General features: G+C 61.5%; 12 protein-coding genes. 4 read left to right on the top strand and 8 right to left on the bottom strand.

Features of this window, described 5'->3' with window-relative positions; genetic code table 11:
• Nucleotides 1–119: 119 nt before the first annotated feature.
• Both Herbaro_RS20500 and Herbaro_RS20495 read right to left on the bottom strand, forming a co-directional pair.
• Nucleotides 120–1,166, bottom strand: coding sequence for a response regulator (locus tag Herbaro_RS20500; protein WP_275011446.1), 1,047 nt, complete (start codon nucleotides 1,164–1,166; stop codon nucleotides 120–122).
• Nucleotides 1,163–4,108, bottom strand: a complete 2,946-nt coding sequence (locus Herbaro_RS20495; protein WP_275011445.1) for an MHYT domain-containing protein — start codon at nucleotides 4,106–4,108, stop codon at nucleotides 1,163–1,165. The genes Herbaro_RS20500 and Herbaro_RS20495 overlap by 4 nt, the downstream gene beginning before the upstream one ends.
• A 293-nt stretch (nucleotides 4,109–4,401) precedes the next feature.
• Between Herbaro_RS20495 and Herbaro_RS20490 the strand changes: the two genes are divergently transcribed.
• A complete protein-coding gene (locus Herbaro_RS20490) occupies nucleotides 4,402–5,304 on the top strand; it encodes an SGNH/GDSL hydrolase family protein (RefSeq protein ID WP_275011444.1) in 903 nt (300 codons plus the stop codon).
• Between the two features lie 41 nt (nucleotides 5,305–5,345).
• On the opposite strand, the gene Herbaro_RS20485 is transcribed toward Herbaro_RS20490, so the two are convergent.
• The 3 genes from Herbaro_RS20485 to Herbaro_RS20475 form a co-directional block, all read right to left on the bottom strand.
• A complete protein-coding gene (locus tag Herbaro_RS20485; RefSeq protein WP_275011443.1) occupies nucleotides 5,346–5,867 on the bottom strand; it encodes a helix-turn-helix transcriptional regulator in 522 nt (173 codons plus the stop codon).
• Nucleotides 5,868–5,974: 107 nt separating this feature from the next.
• Nucleotides 5,975–6,745, bottom strand: coding sequence for an isochorismatase family protein (locus tag Herbaro_RS20480; protein ID WP_275011442.1), 771 nt, complete (start codon nucleotides 6,743–6,745; stop codon nucleotides 5,975–5,977).
• Nucleotides 6,746–6,812: 67 nt separating this feature from the next.
• Nucleotides 6,813–7,139, bottom strand: a complete 327-nt coding sequence (locus tag Herbaro_RS20475; protein ID WP_275011441.1) for a winged helix-turn-helix transcriptional regulator — start codon at nucleotides 7,137–7,139, stop codon at nucleotides 6,813–6,815.
• Between the two features lie 398 nt (nucleotides 7,140–7,537).
• On the opposite strand from Herbaro_RS20475, the gene Herbaro_RS20470 reads away from it, so the two are divergent.
• Both Herbaro_RS20470 and Herbaro_RS20465 read left to right on the top strand, forming a co-directional pair.
• Nucleotides 7,538–8,152, top strand: coding sequence for a TetR/AcrR family transcriptional regulator (locus Herbaro_RS20470; protein WP_275011440.1), 615 nt, complete (start codon nucleotides 7,538–7,540; stop codon nucleotides 8,150–8,152).
• 609 nt (nucleotides 8,153–8,761) lie between these two features.
• Entirely contained in the window at nucleotides 8,762–9,046 is a 285-nt protein-coding gene (locus tag Herbaro_RS20465; RefSeq protein WP_446719286.1) for a hypothetical protein, read from the top strand.
• Between the two features lie 102 nt (nucleotides 9,047–9,148).
• On the opposite strand, the gene Herbaro_RS20460 is transcribed toward Herbaro_RS20465, so the two are convergent.
• Together Herbaro_RS20460 and Herbaro_RS20455 are read right to left on the bottom strand one after the other, a co-directional pair.
• Nucleotides 9,149–11,521: a TonB-dependent siderophore receptor gene (locus Herbaro_RS20460; protein ID WP_275011439.1), complete on the bottom strand. Its 2,373-nt coding sequence runs from the start codon at nucleotides 11,519–11,521 to the stop codon at nucleotides 9,149–9,151.
• A 76-nt stretch (nucleotides 11,522–11,597) separates the two neighbouring features.
• Complete coding sequence (locus tag Herbaro_RS20455) at nucleotides 11,598–12,884, bottom strand: sigma-70 family RNA polymerase sigma factor (RefSeq protein ID WP_275011438.1); 1,287 nt, start codon at nucleotides 12,882–12,884, stop codon at nucleotides 11,598–11,600.
• A 348-nt stretch (nucleotides 12,885–13,232) separates the two neighbouring features.
• Between Herbaro_RS20455 and Herbaro_RS20450 the strand changes: the two genes are divergently transcribed.
• Nucleotides 13,233–15,338 (top strand): TonB-dependent siderophore receptor, encoded by a 2,106-nt coding sequence (locus Herbaro_RS20450; protein WP_275011437.1) that lies wholly within the window; start codon nucleotides 13,233–13,235, stop codon nucleotides 15,336–15,338.
• 68 nt (nucleotides 15,339–15,406) lie between these two features.
• Here Herbaro_RS20450 and Herbaro_RS20445 read toward each other — a convergent pair whose 3' ends face one another.
• Nucleotides 15,407–16,162, bottom strand: coding sequence for a COG4705 family protein (locus Herbaro_RS20445; protein ID WP_275011436.1), 756 nt, complete (start codon nucleotides 16,160–16,162; stop codon nucleotides 15,407–15,409).
• Nucleotides 16,163–16,200 lie beyond the last annotated feature (38 nt).

Genomic DNA, 16,200 nt, shown 5'->3' with positions numbered 1-16,200 from the left:
CCATGGCGACGTCATTGGGGGAGCGCGAGACGGTCGCCTTTCCCCGTTTCCCGGCGGGCGCCAAGGGGGTTCCTTGGGTCCTGGCGACACCGCTTCGCGCCAGGGGGAGAACCGTGGCGTCAGGCCGCTTCGCGCTCCATCGATGGCGGCAACGCCGCCTTGGCCGCTTGCGCCTCGTCGCTCCATCGCGCCTTGATGTCGAGGACTTCGGGCAGGTTCTCAACGAACAGCGGCATCAGCTCGGGATCGAAGTGCGTGCCGGCGTCCTTGCGCAGCGCCTGTATCGCCTCCTCGACCGGCCATGCCTTCTTGTACGGGCGTACGCTGGTGAGCGCATCGAACACGTCGGCGATGGCGACAATGCGCGCCGAGAGGTCGATCTGCGTGCCCGCCAGGCCGTTCGGATAGCCGCTGCCGTCCCATTTCTCATGATGCTGTAGCGCCATGGTCGAGGCCACCTTCAGCAGCCCGCTTTCATGCTCGCCAATGATTTCCGCGCCGATGGCGGCATGGCTGCGCATCACGCTCCATTCGTCGCCGTCGAGCTTGGCCGGTTTTTGCAGGATGGCGTCGGGGATGCCGATCTTGCCGACGTCGTGCATGGGCGCGGCATGGAGGAGTTCATCCGCGTCCGCCTCGCTGTAGCCGGCCGCGCGCGCCAGCACGCGCGTGTAGTGGCTCATGCGCACGACGTGCAGGCCGGTCTCGTTGTCCTTGTACTCCGCCGCCATGCCCAGGCATTGGACGATCTGCAGGCGCGTCTGGCGCAGCGCGTCGGCCTGCACCAGCGAGAGATGGTTGCGCACGCGGGCATTGACGATCACCGGGCTGAACGGCTTGGTGATGTAGTCGACCGCGCCCAGCTCGAAGCCCAGCTGCTCGTCGGCGATGTCGCTCAACGCGGTGATGAAGATCACCGGCAGCGAAGCGGTGACGGGATGCGCCTTGAGCCGCTTGCAGACGTCGTAACCCGACATGCCGGGCATCATGATGTCCAGCAGCACCAGATCGATCTTCTCGCGCGAGGCCAGCTCCAGGGCCTTGGCGCCGTCCCGCGCAAACAGCAGGCGATAGTGGTCCTGCAGGGTGTGCTTGAGCACTTGCAGGTTGGTCGGCTCGTCGTCGACCAGAAGGATAGTGCTGCGTGTTTCACGGTACGATTTCATGTTCTCTCCTCGCCTTCTTCCAAAGTCTTGCCGAGCTGCCCCAGGAGCTCCCGGGCCCGCTCAAAATCAAATACGTCGATGGCGTTGCGCAGCGCCCGGGAAGCGTCTCCCGGTCCGCCATCCTCCAGCCACGCCAGCAGCTTCTCGAGTCCCGCCTCATCGAGTTCGCTGCGCGCGAAATGCGCGTCAAGCGCCGCGAGCAGGGAGCCGACGTCGGCAACCGGTTCCTGCGGCCGGTCCGCGCGGGGAGCGGCCTCCCGGATCTCATGCTCGATCAGCGCCAGCTCCGCTTGCACCAGCGTCAGTTCGAACCTCAGCGGCGCAAGCCGGGCCGGCAAGTCGGCCTCCCTGCGCTTTGCGGCAGCCTCAAGGTTTGCGCTGAGCCTGCTTACCTTGCCCAGCGCCAGGTTGGCCGAGGCGCCGCGGATGCCGTGCAGGCTGCGCGCGGCAAGCTCCCAATCCAGCGTGGCAGGATCGGCGCCCGGCAGCGGCAGGGGATGGCGTTGCGCCAGTTCGGCCAGGAAGCCCTGGATGGTGCCGGCCATGCGCAGCTTGTTGCCCCACAGCGCAATGCCCTTGTTCCAGTCGATGACGGACTCGGCCGAGGCCGGCGCCGCGTCGGACGGGGCAACGGGCGCCTCTACCCCCAGCACGCGGCGGATCTCGGCGCGCAGGCGCGGCACATCCAGCGGCTTGCTGGCGAAGCCGTCCATGCCGGCCGCCCGCGCGGCGCGCCGGTCGGATTCCATGACGCTGGCCGTCAGCGCGATGATGGGCGTGGCCTCGCGGCTGTTTGCCGCCTCGAAATCGCGGATGCGGCGCGATGCCGTCAGGCCGTCGGTCCTGGGCATGTGCACGTCCATCAGCACCAGGTGGTAGCGGGTGCCGTCGCAGAACTTCGCCACGGCTTCCTCGCCGTCGTGGGCGCACACCACGGCGTGCCCGGCATCCTTGAGCAGGTGGGACAGCAGTTCCAGGTTCTGCGGCACGTCGTCGGCAATCAGCACGCGCATGGCCGGCAGGTTGCCGCCCGAGATCGACGCCGACTGCGGCAGCGGCTTGTTGCCGGCCTCCAGCGGCAGCGACACCATGAAGAGGCTGCCGCGGCCCAAGGCGCTGTCGACGCTGATCCGGCCGCCCATCAGATCGACCAGCTGGCGGGCGATGGTGGTGCCCAGGCCGGTGCCGCCGAAGCGGCGGCTGATGCTGGCGTCAGCCTGCGAGAACGGATCGAAGATGCGCTGCAGCTGCTCGGCGCTCATGCCGATGCCGGTGTCGGCCACGTCCAGCCGCACCATGTCCCGGTCGATGAAGACGGAGAGCCTGACGTGGCCGCTTTGGGTGAATTTGATGGCGTTGCCCAGCAGGTTGGTCAGCACCTGCTGGATGCGCAGCGGATCGCCCTTGAAGTATTCCCCCGCGCCTTCGCGGTAATCGAGGAAGAGTTCCAGGTGCTTGTTCTCGGCGCTCAGGCGCAAGGAAGAGATGATCTGCCCGGTCAGTTCGCGCAGCGAGAAATCGATCTGCTCCAGCGCCACCGCGCCTTTCTCCAGCTTGGTGGTGTCGAGCACATCGTTGAGCAGGCCCAGCAGCGAGCGCGCCGACTGGTGCACGATGGAGAGGTGGTTGCGCTGCTGCGGCAGCAGGTCGTTCTTGAGCAGCAGTTCCGTGAAGCCGATGATGGCGTTCATCGGCGTGCGGATCTCGTGGCTCATGTTGGCCAGGAACGCCGTCTTGGCTTCGGCGGCCTGCTCGGCCTTGTCGGCGGCGTCGCGCAGCGAGGCTTCCATGGCGCGGCGCTCGCTGATGTCGGTGACGAAGCCGACGAACAGCTGCGAGCGCGGCAAGTCGACCCGGCCGACCGCCAGCCGCACCGGAATCAGGCGTCCGCTCCTGTGCATTGCGTTGACTTCGCGGCCCTGGCCGATCACCTTGGGGAGGCCGCTGGAAAGGAAGTCGCTCAGGTACTTGTCATGTTGTGAACGGTCCGGCTCGGGCATCAGCATCTTGATGTTCTTGCCGACCACATCCGCCGCCGGCCAGCCGAACAGGCGTTCGGCGGAGCGGTTCATGTCCTGCACGATGCCCTTGCCGTTGATGGTGATGATGCCGTCCACCGCCGTCTCCACGATGGCGCGGATGCGGGACTCGCTCTCGCGCACCTGGCGGAAGGTCTCGCGATAGCGCACCAGGCCATTGATGGCGGTCACCAGCACGGTGATCGTGATGGTGAACATCGACAGCGCCAGCGAGGCGACGGTGCTGTCGAGGAAGAACGATCCCTCGCGCGGCGCGGCTTCGCCGATGAAGCGGGCCGCCGCCATGCCGGTATAGTGCATTCCCGAAATCGCCAGGCCCATGATGGCGCCGGCCACCACCAGGCGCGTGATCTTGTGCATGCGCAGGCCGCGCAGCTTGAAGCGAACGCCCAGCGAGATGGTGGCCAGCACGACCGCCACCACGATGGACAGCGCAAACAGCAGCGGATCGTAGCGCAGCACCGCGGCCATGCGCATTGCGGCCATGCCGGCATAGTGCATGGCGCCCACCCCGGCGCCCACCAGCGCACCGCCCACCAGCAGCTGGACGTTGTTCACCTTCATGCGCGAGAGCATGGACAGCGCGATCCATGAGGCCGCCAGCGCCGGCAGGAAGGAGAGCGCGGTCATGCCGAAACTGTAGTCGACCGGGGTGCACAGATCGAAGGCCAGCATGCCGATGAAATGCATGGTCCAGATGCCGCCGCCCAGGGCCAGCGCGCCGGTGGCGATGGCCACATGCCGGTGCCAGCGCAGGGTGGTCTGGCGCGCCACCGATGCCGTCTGCAAGGCCATGGTGGAGGAGAAGATCGCCACCAGCAGCGACAACACCACCAGCCCGTAGTGGTAAGTGCCTTGCAGGCGGGCGCCGCCTGCAAGCATATCGACGAAAAATCCGGACATCGTTTCCCCTGGACAGAAAATCATGCAACACCGCAGCGCCGTGGCGGCCCCCCCGGGTCGCCGGCGCAATGAATGCGGCTTGAGTGCTTGTGCCGATTCTGCCGCGACTTTCAGAGCTCGGCCGTCCGCTCAGGAATAGACTGATGTCTGAATGGCAACGTTGTTGTGCGCAGGCCGCGGCCAATGAATCGGCTTCGCCCATGCTTGCCGCACTCGGGAATATCCCGATGGGCCGGCGGCGGCGGCCGCCTTAGCATGCGCAACGGTGATCAGCCCGTTGGACGAGAAACGACATGCAGACGCAATACAAATCGAGTACCGCCGCCATCATGCTTGCCCGGCTCTGGATTGCCATTGGCATGGCCTGCGCCATCGCATCCGCGGCGCAGGCGCGCACCATCGTCTTCGTTGGCAACAGTTACACCTACGGACAGAATTCCTCGGTCCGCTACTACAAGCCAGACAGCGTGACCGACCTCAACGGCCCCGGCGCCACGGGCAAGACCATCGGCGGCGTGCCGGCAATCTTCAAGGCATTCACGGTGCAGGCCGGACTCGATTACTCGGTCTCGCTGGAGACCGTCGGCGGCATCGGCCTGGACTACCACTATGCCGAGAAACGGCATGCGCTCGACAGGCATTGGGACGTGGTGGCGCTGCAGGGCTTCTCCACGCTCGAAGGAAAGCAGCCGGGCAATCCGGAATTGCTGCGGGTTTCCAGCAAGAACCTGGTCGACATGTTCCGGGCCAGAAATCCGCAGGGGGAAGTCTGGATGACGGCCGTCTGGAGCCGCCCCGACAAGGTCTATGTGGAAAACGCGCCCTGGTACGGCACCCCCATCGACAAGATGGGCGCAGATATCTCGGTGGCCTACAACGCCGCCGCAAGGCATGCCAACGCCAGCGGCGTGGTGGAGATCGGCCTTGCGTGGAATCGCGCCATCGCAAGCAAGGTCGCGGGAAGCAACCCCTACCTGGGCATGCCGTCCTCGCAGATCAACCTGTGGTCCTGGGACAATTTCCACCCGAGCGACTATGGCTACTACCTGGAAGCCCTGATGCTGTTCGGGAAGATTACCGGCAAGGACCCCCTGTTGCTGGGCGAGGATGAGACGGTCGCGGAAGACCTCGGCTTCTCCAAGAGCCAGGCCGTCGCCTTGCAGAGGGTGGCGCACGAGCAGCTGTTCTCGAAGTAGGCGATATCAGGAGCGTTGCCCGGGAAGGCGATGGCGGTCGTTCAGCCCAAATCGCCCTTGGATATCCTGCGCCACACGCCGGGAGATACGCCCATGCTCCGGGCAAAGACGCGGTTGAAGTGGCTTTGGTCGTAGAAGTGGCACACGACGGCGACCTCCGTCAGCGAGAGCGTCGAGTTGCGCAGGTACGCCTGCGCCATGGCAAGGCGTTGCGAAAGCATCCATTGGTGCGGCGTCTTGCCGGTAGTCTTCTTGAAGGCCTTCATGAAATAGCTGGTCGACATATTGCATTCGCGCGCGATGTCCGGGATTGAGATTTCGCCGCGCACCTTGGACAGCAACAGTTGCTTGGCGCGCTCCTCATGGACCTTCGACAGCATGCCGGGCAGGGCCGGCGCAACCACGCCTCCTCCCAAGGCCTGCAGCAGGCAGGCGGCCATGACGGCAAAGAGCTGGTCCATGAACAAGGGGCAGGCCGCGTGCTGCAACACGGGGTCATGATGCCCGGCCGCGCACTCGGACGGACTCGGAGCTGTCGTCATGGTGATGGAAGATGTCGTCATAAGCGGGCGCCGGCGGCCACATGCCGGGACGGGCTAAACCCGGGTCGTTCCGGGCCGGGTTGCCGTCGATGCGCGGCCGGCAAGGGAGCCGGCCGCGGTTTCCTGGCTTACTTCACCACGCCGAACGGATCGGGCACGGTGTGGCCGTTGACGTTGTTCCAGAAATTCTGGAGCACGAAGCCGTATTCGGAGAGGTTGTGGGTGAAGGGCTCCAGCATGGCGTTGGCGCTCGGCCGCTTCCAGTCCGCCTGCAGCTCGCAGGCCAGCGCGAAGGTGCTCATCAGCTCGGCGCCGGCATTGGCCATGCGCGACATGGCCGCCTCGGCCTCGTAGCGGCTCCATGCGCCACAGGCATCGACCACCGGGAAGACCTTGTAGCCGTCATTGAGCATCGACAGCGTGGGCAACGCGCAGCATGTGCCGATGGTCACGGCGGCGATGATGATGTGACGCCGGCCGGTCTTCTCGACAATCGATTCCAACGCGGCGCGGAATGTCGGATCCTCGTAGCAATTGATGATGCCCGTGCGGCGATAGATCGGCTGGTCGGAGAAGATCTCCTTGATCTCAGGCAGGTTGTCGCCGTTTTGCCATTGCGCGTTGGACGAGGTGATCAGCGTGGGCATCCCCAATGCCTTCGCCGTGCGGGCCAGCCCCACGACGTTGCTCTTGAGCTCGGCCAGCGAATTGGTGTCGCGCATGCCGGCCATCAGGCCGATCTGGTGATCGACCAGCAGCACGATGCTGTTTTCATGGGTCGGCTTGTCGTAGCCGAAGCGGCCTGCAGCCCGCGCATCGGCGGCATTGACGAGATTGGGCAACGGGCTGTCGGTGATCGAGCTGATGATGTCGGCAGGGCGTTGGGTGGTGTCGGTCATGCGTGGTTCCTCGTGGATGGTAAAGGTTGTCGTACGGAATCCGCAAAGGGGACATGCGCAGCCGCGGCTAGAGACGCGGCCAGCGGTCTGCCAGTTCGTTGAGCGAGTCAAGCGCAAGCTTGAGCTCCCGTCCGCGCGGGGTCAGCTCGTAGTACACCTCCGGCCTCGACTCATTGGTGATCCGGTTGAGCACGCCGTTCTCGACCAGGTCGCGAAGCTGCTCGGTCAATACCTTGACCGAGATACCCCTGACTTCCCTGGCAATGGCCGAGAAATGGATCGGGCCGCGTTGGCCGATGACCATCACCAACGATGGCGCCCAACGGCCACGGAGGATTCTAATGAGAATCTCGGAAGCGCAGGCGTAGCTGGGCGGCATGGAGGTGTCAGTCATTGTCGGATCTCACGGGCACTGAAAGATGCGCGCAACATCCGACCTCGCCGAGGTGGATAACCGCCGCACTGATCGTTCATTTTTTTTCGCGCATATACGCTGTCATCTCGGCATATGGTCGACTTCAAAAGTAACGATTTCCCGATGCGTAAATTCATTATGGTGTCGCTTGTAATCACTGTAAATCCGTTACCAATTGGTAAGTGGGGCGTTTCGCCGACAATCCGGAACGGCAGCCGCATGACGTAATCGCCGGCGCAGCCGGCGTCAGCAATCGTCTTCGCGCGCGCCCTTCTGGCATTTCAACCATCCATTCGAGGGTTTGAATATAAGAGATTAATTCGTTTCTTATTTTCCTTGAACTTGTTAAGGAATGCAAGCCACTCTAAAATGCGCCCATGAGTGCAGATGCCGACAATCCCATTCGCCGTCGAAGGCGCGGCCAGCAGCTGGAAGCCGAATTGCTGGAGACGGCCTGGAATGAGCTGGTCGAAGCAGGGTTTTCCAGCTTGACGATGGAGTCCGTCGCCGTGCGCGCCTGCACCGGGATCGCCGTGCTTTACCGGCGCTGGCCCAACAAGGACGAGCTGGTATGCGACGCGCTGAAACACTACCGGGCGTCCCATCCCGTTGAACTTCCCGACACCGGCAGCCTGCGCGGCGACCTCCTGGCGTTGCTGAGGGTCATGGGGCGCGAGCGCGCCGACTTCTTCATCGTCATGACCAATGCGATCTGCTCAGGACTGCTCGCACGTCACGGGCTCAATCCGACAGAGGTGCGCGATCGGGTCTTCGGCGACCAGCGCCAGCTGCACATCGGGAACATCTACCGCCGGGCCCATGACCGCGGCGAGATAAATCTGAAACGCCTCTCTTCGGCAGTGCTGGCGTTGCCGACCGACCTCGTGCGGCACGACCTCCTGGTCGAGCTGAAACCCTTGGCCGAGTCTCGCATCAAGTCGATCGTCGACGATATCTTCCTTCCCTTGGTCAATCTGAAGAGCGTCCGGTAAGTGGATCCAGTTGCCTGTCGAGTTGCCGCGAAAATTGACCCGCTTTCCCCGGGGATTTACATCCTAAGCTGACCTATGTTTAGACCACAGTCCTGTTCACGGCAGCGAGCGGGAGAACGTGGCGATGGACGTGAACCTACTTGGAATTATTCGGCGCTGGTACATCCGCAATCGCATCCCGATCAGCGAAATCTCCCACCGGCTGGATATCTCTCGATTACGGTTCGCCGCTACATCCGATCTGGAGCGATCGAGCCGTCCAGGAAATCATCCTATGCCCCAGACGAATTCGCGCCGCGGCTGTCAGCCTGGCTCAGCACTGAGGTGGTCAGATCGCGCAAGCAAAGACGAACCTTGACATAGATGTTCCTGGACGGAAGGGGGCTGGGATATGAAGGGTCGTATGACCGCGTGGCAACCTTCGGACGGCAATCGAAGGCGGGGAGATGAAAAGGGGAAATGCTGCGAGCGAATCAACAGCAATGACCTACGGCGCACACGTCGATGGCGCAGTTCACAGTGTCCCGGGTGCGCCGCGAATGCGCGCGGATCTTTCGTCAACGCTGTTCTTGTCCGACCCGGACGAATACGATGGGGGGGGAACTGGTGATGCATCATCAAGACGGCACGCAGAGCTTCAAGCTGAATGCCGGCGACCTGATTGTGTACCCGACGAACTGCATTCACAGCGTCAGCCCTGTGACCCGCGGCTTGCGATGGGCGGCCTCTTTCTGGACCCAGTCAAGCGTGAAATCGCATGAGCAACGCGCCATCTTGCATGAGCTGGATATGGCAATCGTGCAAATCCGCGCCCTGTTGCCCGATGATCATCCTGCCGTGCTTTCCCTCGTAAAGACCTACCATAATCTGTTGCGCACGGCCTCGGGGCTGTGACGATTGAACATCGGTCCCGCGCCGACTCCCGGAAGGAGAATCTGGCCCGAAGCGGTTATCGCATCAGGCTGTTCTCCAGGCAGCGAAGCCTGATCAATGCAGCTACATGTCGACCTGGGCGCTCAAATACATGGTGCGGGGCTTGCCCGTCCAGGCGCCGTTGATGTCGGCGTCACCGGCCGCCCAATAGTGCTTGTCGAGCAGGTTCTGCACCGTCAGGCCAAAGGTAGTCTTGTAGCCGCCGACATTTGTGGCATACCTCAGTCCGGCATCAAAGCGGGTGTAGCCGCCCATCCACACGCTATTCGTTGTCGTCAGGGGGCGCCGGCCAACGTAATAGGCGCCGCCGTTGACATTCAGGCCGGCAATGGCGGGTACGCGGTAATCCAGGAACAGGTTTCCCTGAAGCTTCGGCACGTCGGGAATCTGCCGGCCTGCGACAGCCGGGTCAGCAGGAGCGTCAGCTTGCGTCTTCAGATAAGCCAGGCCGGCAACAAGTGAAAGATCCCTGGTGAGTCGTCCATTGGCGGTAAGTTCAAGGCCGCTATGGCGCTGAACCCCGCCCTGGACGGTGAATTTCGCCGCGTTCACATACTGCAGGGTCTTCTCCAGCCGGAAGAGCGCCGCCGTGAGCATCAGGTCGGGTGTGAGGCCGTACTTTGCGCCGGTCTCATACTGCTTCGTCTTCAGCGGCGGCAGGTTTTCGCCGGCGTTGTTGGTGTCATAGCCCGCCGGTCCCGGTTGCTCGAAACCCTCGGCGTAGCTCAGATAGGTCGACAGATTCGGAAGCACCTTGAATGTAACCGCAGCCGAAGGAGCATTGATGCTGGCCGTCTGGGACGTGTTCTTTCCCGATGCCGGCATGGAATCGTTCTTATAGCTCACGTGGCGCAATCCCACCATGAGGTCCCATCGGTCATTCAGGGAAATCAGGTCGCTGGCGAACACACTGGGCTGGTAGTTCTTCGACACATTGTGGTTGGGGTAGGTCAGGTTCCCGGGCGCTGACGTATACACGGGGTTGTAAATATTGCCCACAGTGTCGGTCAGCACCTTGAACCCTGACTCGATAGCCTGGAAATTGCGAGTGGAGAAGCCGGTCACCAGTTGGTGACTGATGCCAGCCGTATCGAAGTTCCCGGACACGTAGGTATCGGTGGAAAGCACCCGGAAGCTCTGGTTCGGGTTGACGTAGATGTCCCCGCTCAACACGCGGCCGTCGGCCCCGATATTATAGATATCGGGAAAGGCCGCAACCCGGCCGTTGTACGATTGCGCCGCGCGCGTGACAAACTTCCAGTTCCCATTGATGCGGTATTCGACATCGGCGCCGATGTTGAACGTCTTTGTTTCGTATTGAAGCCAAGGCTGGCCCAGCAGCGTGCGTGGATCAATGCCGGAAACGGGCGGTAGCTGCCCGTTCAGGTAGGGGCCGATAGTGGGTTGCGCGGCAATCTTGCGGTTCTGGTAATCGAAATTGGCGCGCACCAGCAGGTCGGAGGTCACGGCCCAGTCGAATGCGCCGCTTGCGAAATCACGATGCGTGTCGCCGTTATGGCTGAAGTTGCCATTGCGCTCACGGGCCACATTGAAGCGATATCCGAAGCGACCGCCGTCCAGTGGTCCACCGGTGTCAAGTGCGAGGTAGGTGCCGCCATTGTCGCGAAGAGATGTCCTGACGGTAGTGAAGCGGTCCTTGGTCGGGCGCTTGATGGCATAGTTGATAGTGCCCCCAGGTGAATTGATGCCATACAAAAAGCCCGACGGCCCTTTCAGAATGTCAATTTGCTCGATGTTTTCCAGGGGGATTTCATAATACGGCGCCACCGACATGCCGTCCCGGCGGACGGTGTTGGTCCAGTCCGAGAAGTAGCCGCGGATGCGCACCATCTCATATGCCCCGGCTTGCGTCGCGTCTTGGACCGACGGGTCGTTCTTGAAGACGTCCATCATCGTGCGCGCTTCCTGCGCTTCCATCAGTTGTGCTGGATAAGACTGGACGGAGAACGGCAGTTCCTCCGGTTTCTTGTAGCCCAGGGCGCCCACATTCACGCCTTCGGCTGCAAAGAGGGAAGGGCGGCCTCCCGCGACGGTGACCTCCGGCAGCGTCCCGGACGTCGCCTTGTCGGAGGCGCTGATGGTGAATCCGCCGGCGCCAGTCGACTGGACATGCAGGCCGCTGTGGTCCAGCAGCCGCTCCAGGGCGTCCTCTACGCTCAGATTGCCTTTGATTGCCGGGGCTTGACGCTGTTGCGTTGCTTCAGGCGAGAAGATGATTGAACGGCCGGACTGCCGAGCCAGGGAACGCAGCGCATCGTCCAGTCGTTGGGCAGGGATGTCCACCGGGACCGCGGGAGATTGCGCCATTGCGAAGGATTGCGTTATAGCCAGGGCGACAAGCAGTACGCCGGCTTTGCGCTTGATTTTCAGGTTGGCGCGCGCCTGTTGGCGTGCTCGTGACGTGCCACGATGCATGAATGACTCCTGTAAAGGTTGGTATTTACAGGTGTTACCGAAACGAGGGGGAAACGTGGGAACCCTGGCGCCGGCATTATTTTGATCTTTCTGATTTGCCGGAGATGACAATGGCATCGGCTGTGCTTCTTACCTGCACCGGGAGCACGGCAGGCAAAGCCTGGATGAGGTCATCGATTTTGGTGATGTCGTATTCCCCGGAAATCTTGAGCGTTCCTACGGCGTGGCCTTCCAGAACAAGTTTCTGCCGGGTGTAGCGTTGCATGTCCTCAATCGCATCCTTCAGCGAAGTCGAGTTGAAGCAAAGCTTGCCGCGAGTCCACGCGGCGTCGGTCTCCGCATTATGCGGTTGGGGCTCCCCAAGCAGCCCGTCCGCTGAGCGGATGGCCTGGTTCGTGTGAATGAGCTTCGCCTCGCCATTCTCGGCGCGCACTTCGACCGCACCCTGCTGGACGCTGACCACCGCGCCATTTGGCAGGTTTCGGACGTCGAACACAGTCCCGATGTCGGTCACCAACGTCCTGTTGGCCTGAACGGTGAAGGACCGGAAGGTGTGGGCGACACTGAAGGATGCTTCGCCCCTGGCCAGCTTGAAGCGCCGGGAAAACAAGTGCGATTCGACATGCAGCTCGCTATCCGCATTGACGATGATGCGACTGCCGTCAGCGAGCTCCAGCGTCGATATCTCGCCAATCGCCGTGACAACCTGCCGGGAATCGTAAGCGGGGTCGAACATCCAGGCGCTGCCGCAGCTGACAAGAAACATCGCTGTAAAAGCCGCGATTTTCCGAACCAAGCGGCGCTTTCCAACCCCACGGGCGATTGCCTCCGGTCCGGGAAACTTCCCGGCCAGTGTCGCAACATAGGCAGTGTCGACCTGATCGTCATTCCATAGCGGACGAATTGTGGACATGGCCCGCTCCATGTGCTTGACCACCATCTTTCGCGAAATGCCCAGCATCGTCGCAACTTCTTCCTGCTGCATGCCTTGCAGCTTGTGCAGCAGAAAGACCTCCCGGCAGCGGGGCGGGAGGGCGCCCACGATGCGTTCCAGGGAGTCGACGAGCTGCTTTCCGCGCAGGTGCAACTCACCATCCGGGGAACTCCCTGCAATCTCCGGCAATACCTCGACAGTTTCCTGCCACTGGCTGCGAGCTGTCGACGCGCGCTGCAAATCAATCGCCTTGCACGTGGAAATATGCTTCAGAAGCACCAGGGGAGTGCCTGCCTCCTCACTGGGCGAGGTTCGCATCACTTGTACGTAGACCTCGTGGACAACCTCGTGGGCAAAATTCTTATCGCCGAAACGCCGGCGCACATGCTCTACCAGCTCATCGTAATGACGGAGCAGGACATCTGACATTGCGAGGTTGTGGGCATCCTGTCGCATGGGCGGAAGTGACAGCAGGGAGAATCTCGTGAGTATAAATGATAACCATTATTAAACAGGAGTATTTAATCCCCATTGCATTGATTGCCCGGGCGACGAGCTGAAGATCGGAGATCGCGCGCCGCCTGCCGGCGGCGCAGATCATCCCGGAGACGGGGCGCCATCGCTGCCGTCTGTCAAAGCGCCAATAGCCGCTTCAAAACTTAGCTGAGACTTAGGCGCTCACGATATGCAACAGATGAAATACTTTATTGATAGTAATTCGCATTTATTAACAATTATCATTTATATTTCAGCTCTTGAAAATCTCGCTCATGTTATATGCAACTTCGACAACACAGCATCATCCGCCATCTGCTGGCCGTAGGAATTATCTCGGTCAACCCGGTGGCCTATGCCCAAGGCACATCGGCTGATCTGGAATCCAGCGCGCTTCCGGAAATCAGCGTCGTCTCGACGGGCGATGCAAGATCCTATAAAGCCAGCAGCACCAGCGGCGCGACCCGTACTGAAACTCCCCTGATGGAGGTGCCGCAATCGGTACGCGTCATGACCAGCCGGCAAATCGAAGATGTCGGCGCCCTGCGACTGGCCGACACGGTGGAGTACGTAAGCGGCATCACGAAGCTCAATGACTTCGGCGGGACCTGGGATAACTTCGGTATTCGCGGCTTCAGCAGTACCGACATGGGTTTTCTCATCAACGGCTTTCCCGGCTCACGCGGATACAATCCGCGCCGCGATACGGCCACTGTTGAGCGCATCGAGTTCCTGAAGGGCCCCGCATCTGCCATCTATGGCAGTAGCGAGCCGGGCGGCACCATCAACATCGTCACCAAGAAACCGCAATTTACGCAGAAGAACACGGCTGAGCTGAGCGCCGGAAGCGGCGGACTCAGGCGTGCGACCTTGGATAGCACCGGTCCACTGGGCCGAGGCCTGGCCTACCGTCTTAATGCCGTGACGGAAGAGGGCGACACTCGCAACAGCATGCTCGGCAACCGCCGCCAGCTGGTCGCCCCGGCGCTGACATGGGTAATCAACAACGATACCGTCTTGAACTATGAGGCCGAATTCCTGAGATCAAGCACCCCGCTGGATCGCGGTCTTGTCAACGTTCGCGGCATCCTGGGCGGCTTGCCTCGCGACCGGGTCCTCAATGAGCCGTCCGACGGCAATATGCAGTTGAACAGCGATACTCATCAGCTTACGCTGGACCATAATCTTTCTGAAGACTGGCGGGCGAAGATCGGCGCCAGCTATAAGGAAAGCAGCTTTGACGGTTACTACACCGAGGCCGACTCCCTGGCCGCCGACAATCGCACGCTCAATCGCCGTCGTACCTGGCGCCAGCTTCCGTCGCGCGATGCCTCGATCCAGGCAGAGTTGGAGGGGAAGTTCAAGACCGGCAGCATCGGTCATGACATGCTGCTCGGCGTCGAAGCTTCGCAGCTGTGGATGAACACCGAAATCTTGCGTTCCGCCACGAACATGCCGTTGGATATCTATAACCCGGTATACGGATTGTCCTTGCCCCCGGTGACAAACCGCACTTCCAGTTCGGATGAGCGGCAGCGCGTGAAAGCCCTTTTCGTACAAGACCAACTGAGCCTGTCCTCGCAGTGGAAGGTGCTGGGCGGAGTGCGCTGGGACCAGTACAACCAGAGCGTTCAGACCCGCGCTCCCTCGGTGAGCAGCACTTCCCAGCAGCAAAGCGCTGTATCTCCGCGCGCAGGCGTGACTTATCTTCCCAACGACTGGAGTTCGTATTACATCACCGCAGGCAAGTCCTTCCGCGGCAACAGCGGTGTGGATATCAATGGCCGGGCGTTCGATCCGCAGCATTCGACGGCATATGAGGCCGGCGTGAAGCTGCAGTCGACGGACGAGAAACTGGGCGCCAACTTTGCCGTCTATGACATCACCAAGACAAACGTGCTGACCGCCAGCGACGTATCTGGTTTCTCGGTCGCCGCGGGCGAAGTCAAGAGCACCGGCTTCGAAGCAGACGTGTTTGGCCAGCTGACGACAAACTGGCGCGTCTCGGGCAATTTCTCCTGGGACAATGCGCGCGTGACCAAGGACAAGACTCTGGCGGCCGGAACCAGGTTGACCAACATTCCGGCTTATAGCGCCGGTCTCCTCGCGATCCGCGAAGATGCCCTCCAGAACGGCAGCCGCTACGGTATCGGGGCTGGCGTCAACTATGTGGGGAACCGCTCTGGCAATACTGCGGATACCTACACGTTGCCGGCGTATTCGACGGTCAAGTTGCTGAGCTATTGGCAGCTCAGCAAGAACATCAGGTTATCGGTCGATGTGCATAACCTGTTCAACCGCAACTATTACACAGGTTCCTGGGGCAACCTGTATGTCATTCCCGGTACCGAGCGAACGGTCGTCGCGCGTATGAAAATCGACATGTAATCATCCTCATCCGATTCTGCGGCGCGATGAATGCCTGATGCTTTGCCGGCATCGGGCATTCTTTCGTCCTAGTGCGAACTCCTTGCGGCCTTCTGGCGGAAAGAGAGGATGCAGATCAGCATAAATCCCAACAGCGCAGCCGATGCCATATATCGGCTGAGCTCCAGGCCGCCTTGTGCGTGCGGCTTGTCCAGGAAGTCGCCGACGGCGGCGCCAAGAGGCCGGGTCAAGATAAATGCGGCCCAGAACAAGATGGTGTCGGACACCTCACTGGCATAGTGCGCAACGGCGATGACCATCAGCAGAGCGCCAAAGATAAGCGCGGCGCCGGTGTATCCGAGTCCGGCGGTGTCGGCGGTCCAGTCGCCCAGCGCGGTTCCGAGGGTCTGGGAGAACATGATGGTGAGCCAATAGAAGGTTTCCGCCTTGACAGTGCTGATGCTGCCTACGGAGACGGTGCCAAGGGTCCGGTGCCAGATGAAGAGCGATGCGATCAGCAGGAACAGCAACAGGGCGGAGCCGCCCGCATATCCGATGCCCAGAGAGCGATCGGCGAAGTCGGCAAGCGTGGTGCCGACCGTGGTGGTTGCCACAATCGTTGTCCAGTAGAGCAGCGGGTGGAACGACTTTGCCCGGACCTGGGCCAATACGGCCATCAGGAAAATGACCGCGAAGATGGCGGTGCTCACGAGGTAGCCGAGATTCATGGACATCGAAACGGCATCGCCGCCGGTCTCACCAAGTGTAGTGGCGGCAATCTTGATGAGCCAGAAAATCGCGGTGACTTCAGGGACTTTCGCAAGGTCGTGTTTGCTTTGCATCATGGTTACTCCTTGATTCGCATCGGGTGAAATAAGGAATC

The sequence above is a fragment of the Herbaspirillum sp. WKF16 genome (assembly GCF_028993615.1).
Taxonomy (GTDB): domain Bacteria; phylum Pseudomonadota; class Gammaproteobacteria; order Burkholderiales; family Burkholderiaceae_D; genus Herbaspirillum.
Note: the sequence above shows the minus strand (reverse complement) of the source record. Positions and strands in the feature narration are given on the sequence as shown.

Coding starts and splice junctions, on each gene's coding strand:
- Herbaro_RS20500 (WP_275011446.1), bottom strand. CDS start 1,166: ATGAAATCGTACCGTGAAACACGCAGCACTATCCTTCTGGTCGACGAC.
- Herbaro_RS20495 (WP_275011445.1), bottom strand. CDS start 4,108: ATGTCCGGATTTTTCGTCGATATGCTTGCAGGCGGCGCCCGCCTGCAA.
- Herbaro_RS20490 (WP_275011444.1), top strand. CDS start 4,402: ATGCAGACGCAATACAAATCGAGTACCGCCGCCATCATGCTTGCCCGG.
- Herbaro_RS20485 (WP_275011443.1), bottom strand. CDS start 5,867: ATGACGACATCTTCCATCACCATGACGACAGCTCCGAGTCCGTCCGAG.
- Herbaro_RS20480 (WP_275011442.1), bottom strand. CDS start 6,745: ATGACCGACACCACCCAACGCCCTGCCGACATCATCAGCTCGATCACC.
- Herbaro_RS20475 (WP_275011441.1), bottom strand. CDS start 7,139: ATGACTGACACCTCCATGCCGCCCAGCTACGCCTGCGCTTCCGAGATT.
- Herbaro_RS20470 (WP_275011440.1), top strand. CDS start 7,538: ATGAGTGCAGATGCCGACAATCCCATTCGCCGTCGAAGGCGCGGCCAG.
- Herbaro_RS20465 (WP_446719286.1), top strand. CDS start 8,762: ATGCATCATCAAGACGGCACGCAGAGCTTCAAGCTGAATGCCGGCGAC.
- Herbaro_RS20460 (WP_275011439.1), bottom strand. CDS start 11,521: ATGCATCGTGGCACGTCACGAGCACGCCAACAGGCGCGCGCCAACCTG.
- Herbaro_RS20455 (WP_275011438.1), bottom strand. CDS start 12,884: ATGTCAGATGTCCTGCTCCGTCATTACGATGAGCTGGTAGAGCATGTG.
- Herbaro_RS20450 (WP_275011437.1), top strand. CDS start 13,233: ATGCAACTTCGACAACACAGCATCATCCGCCATCTGCTGGCCGTAGGA.
- Herbaro_RS20445 (WP_275011436.1), bottom strand. CDS start 16,162: ATGATGCAAAGCAAACACGACCTTGCGAAAGTCCCTGAAGTCACCGCG.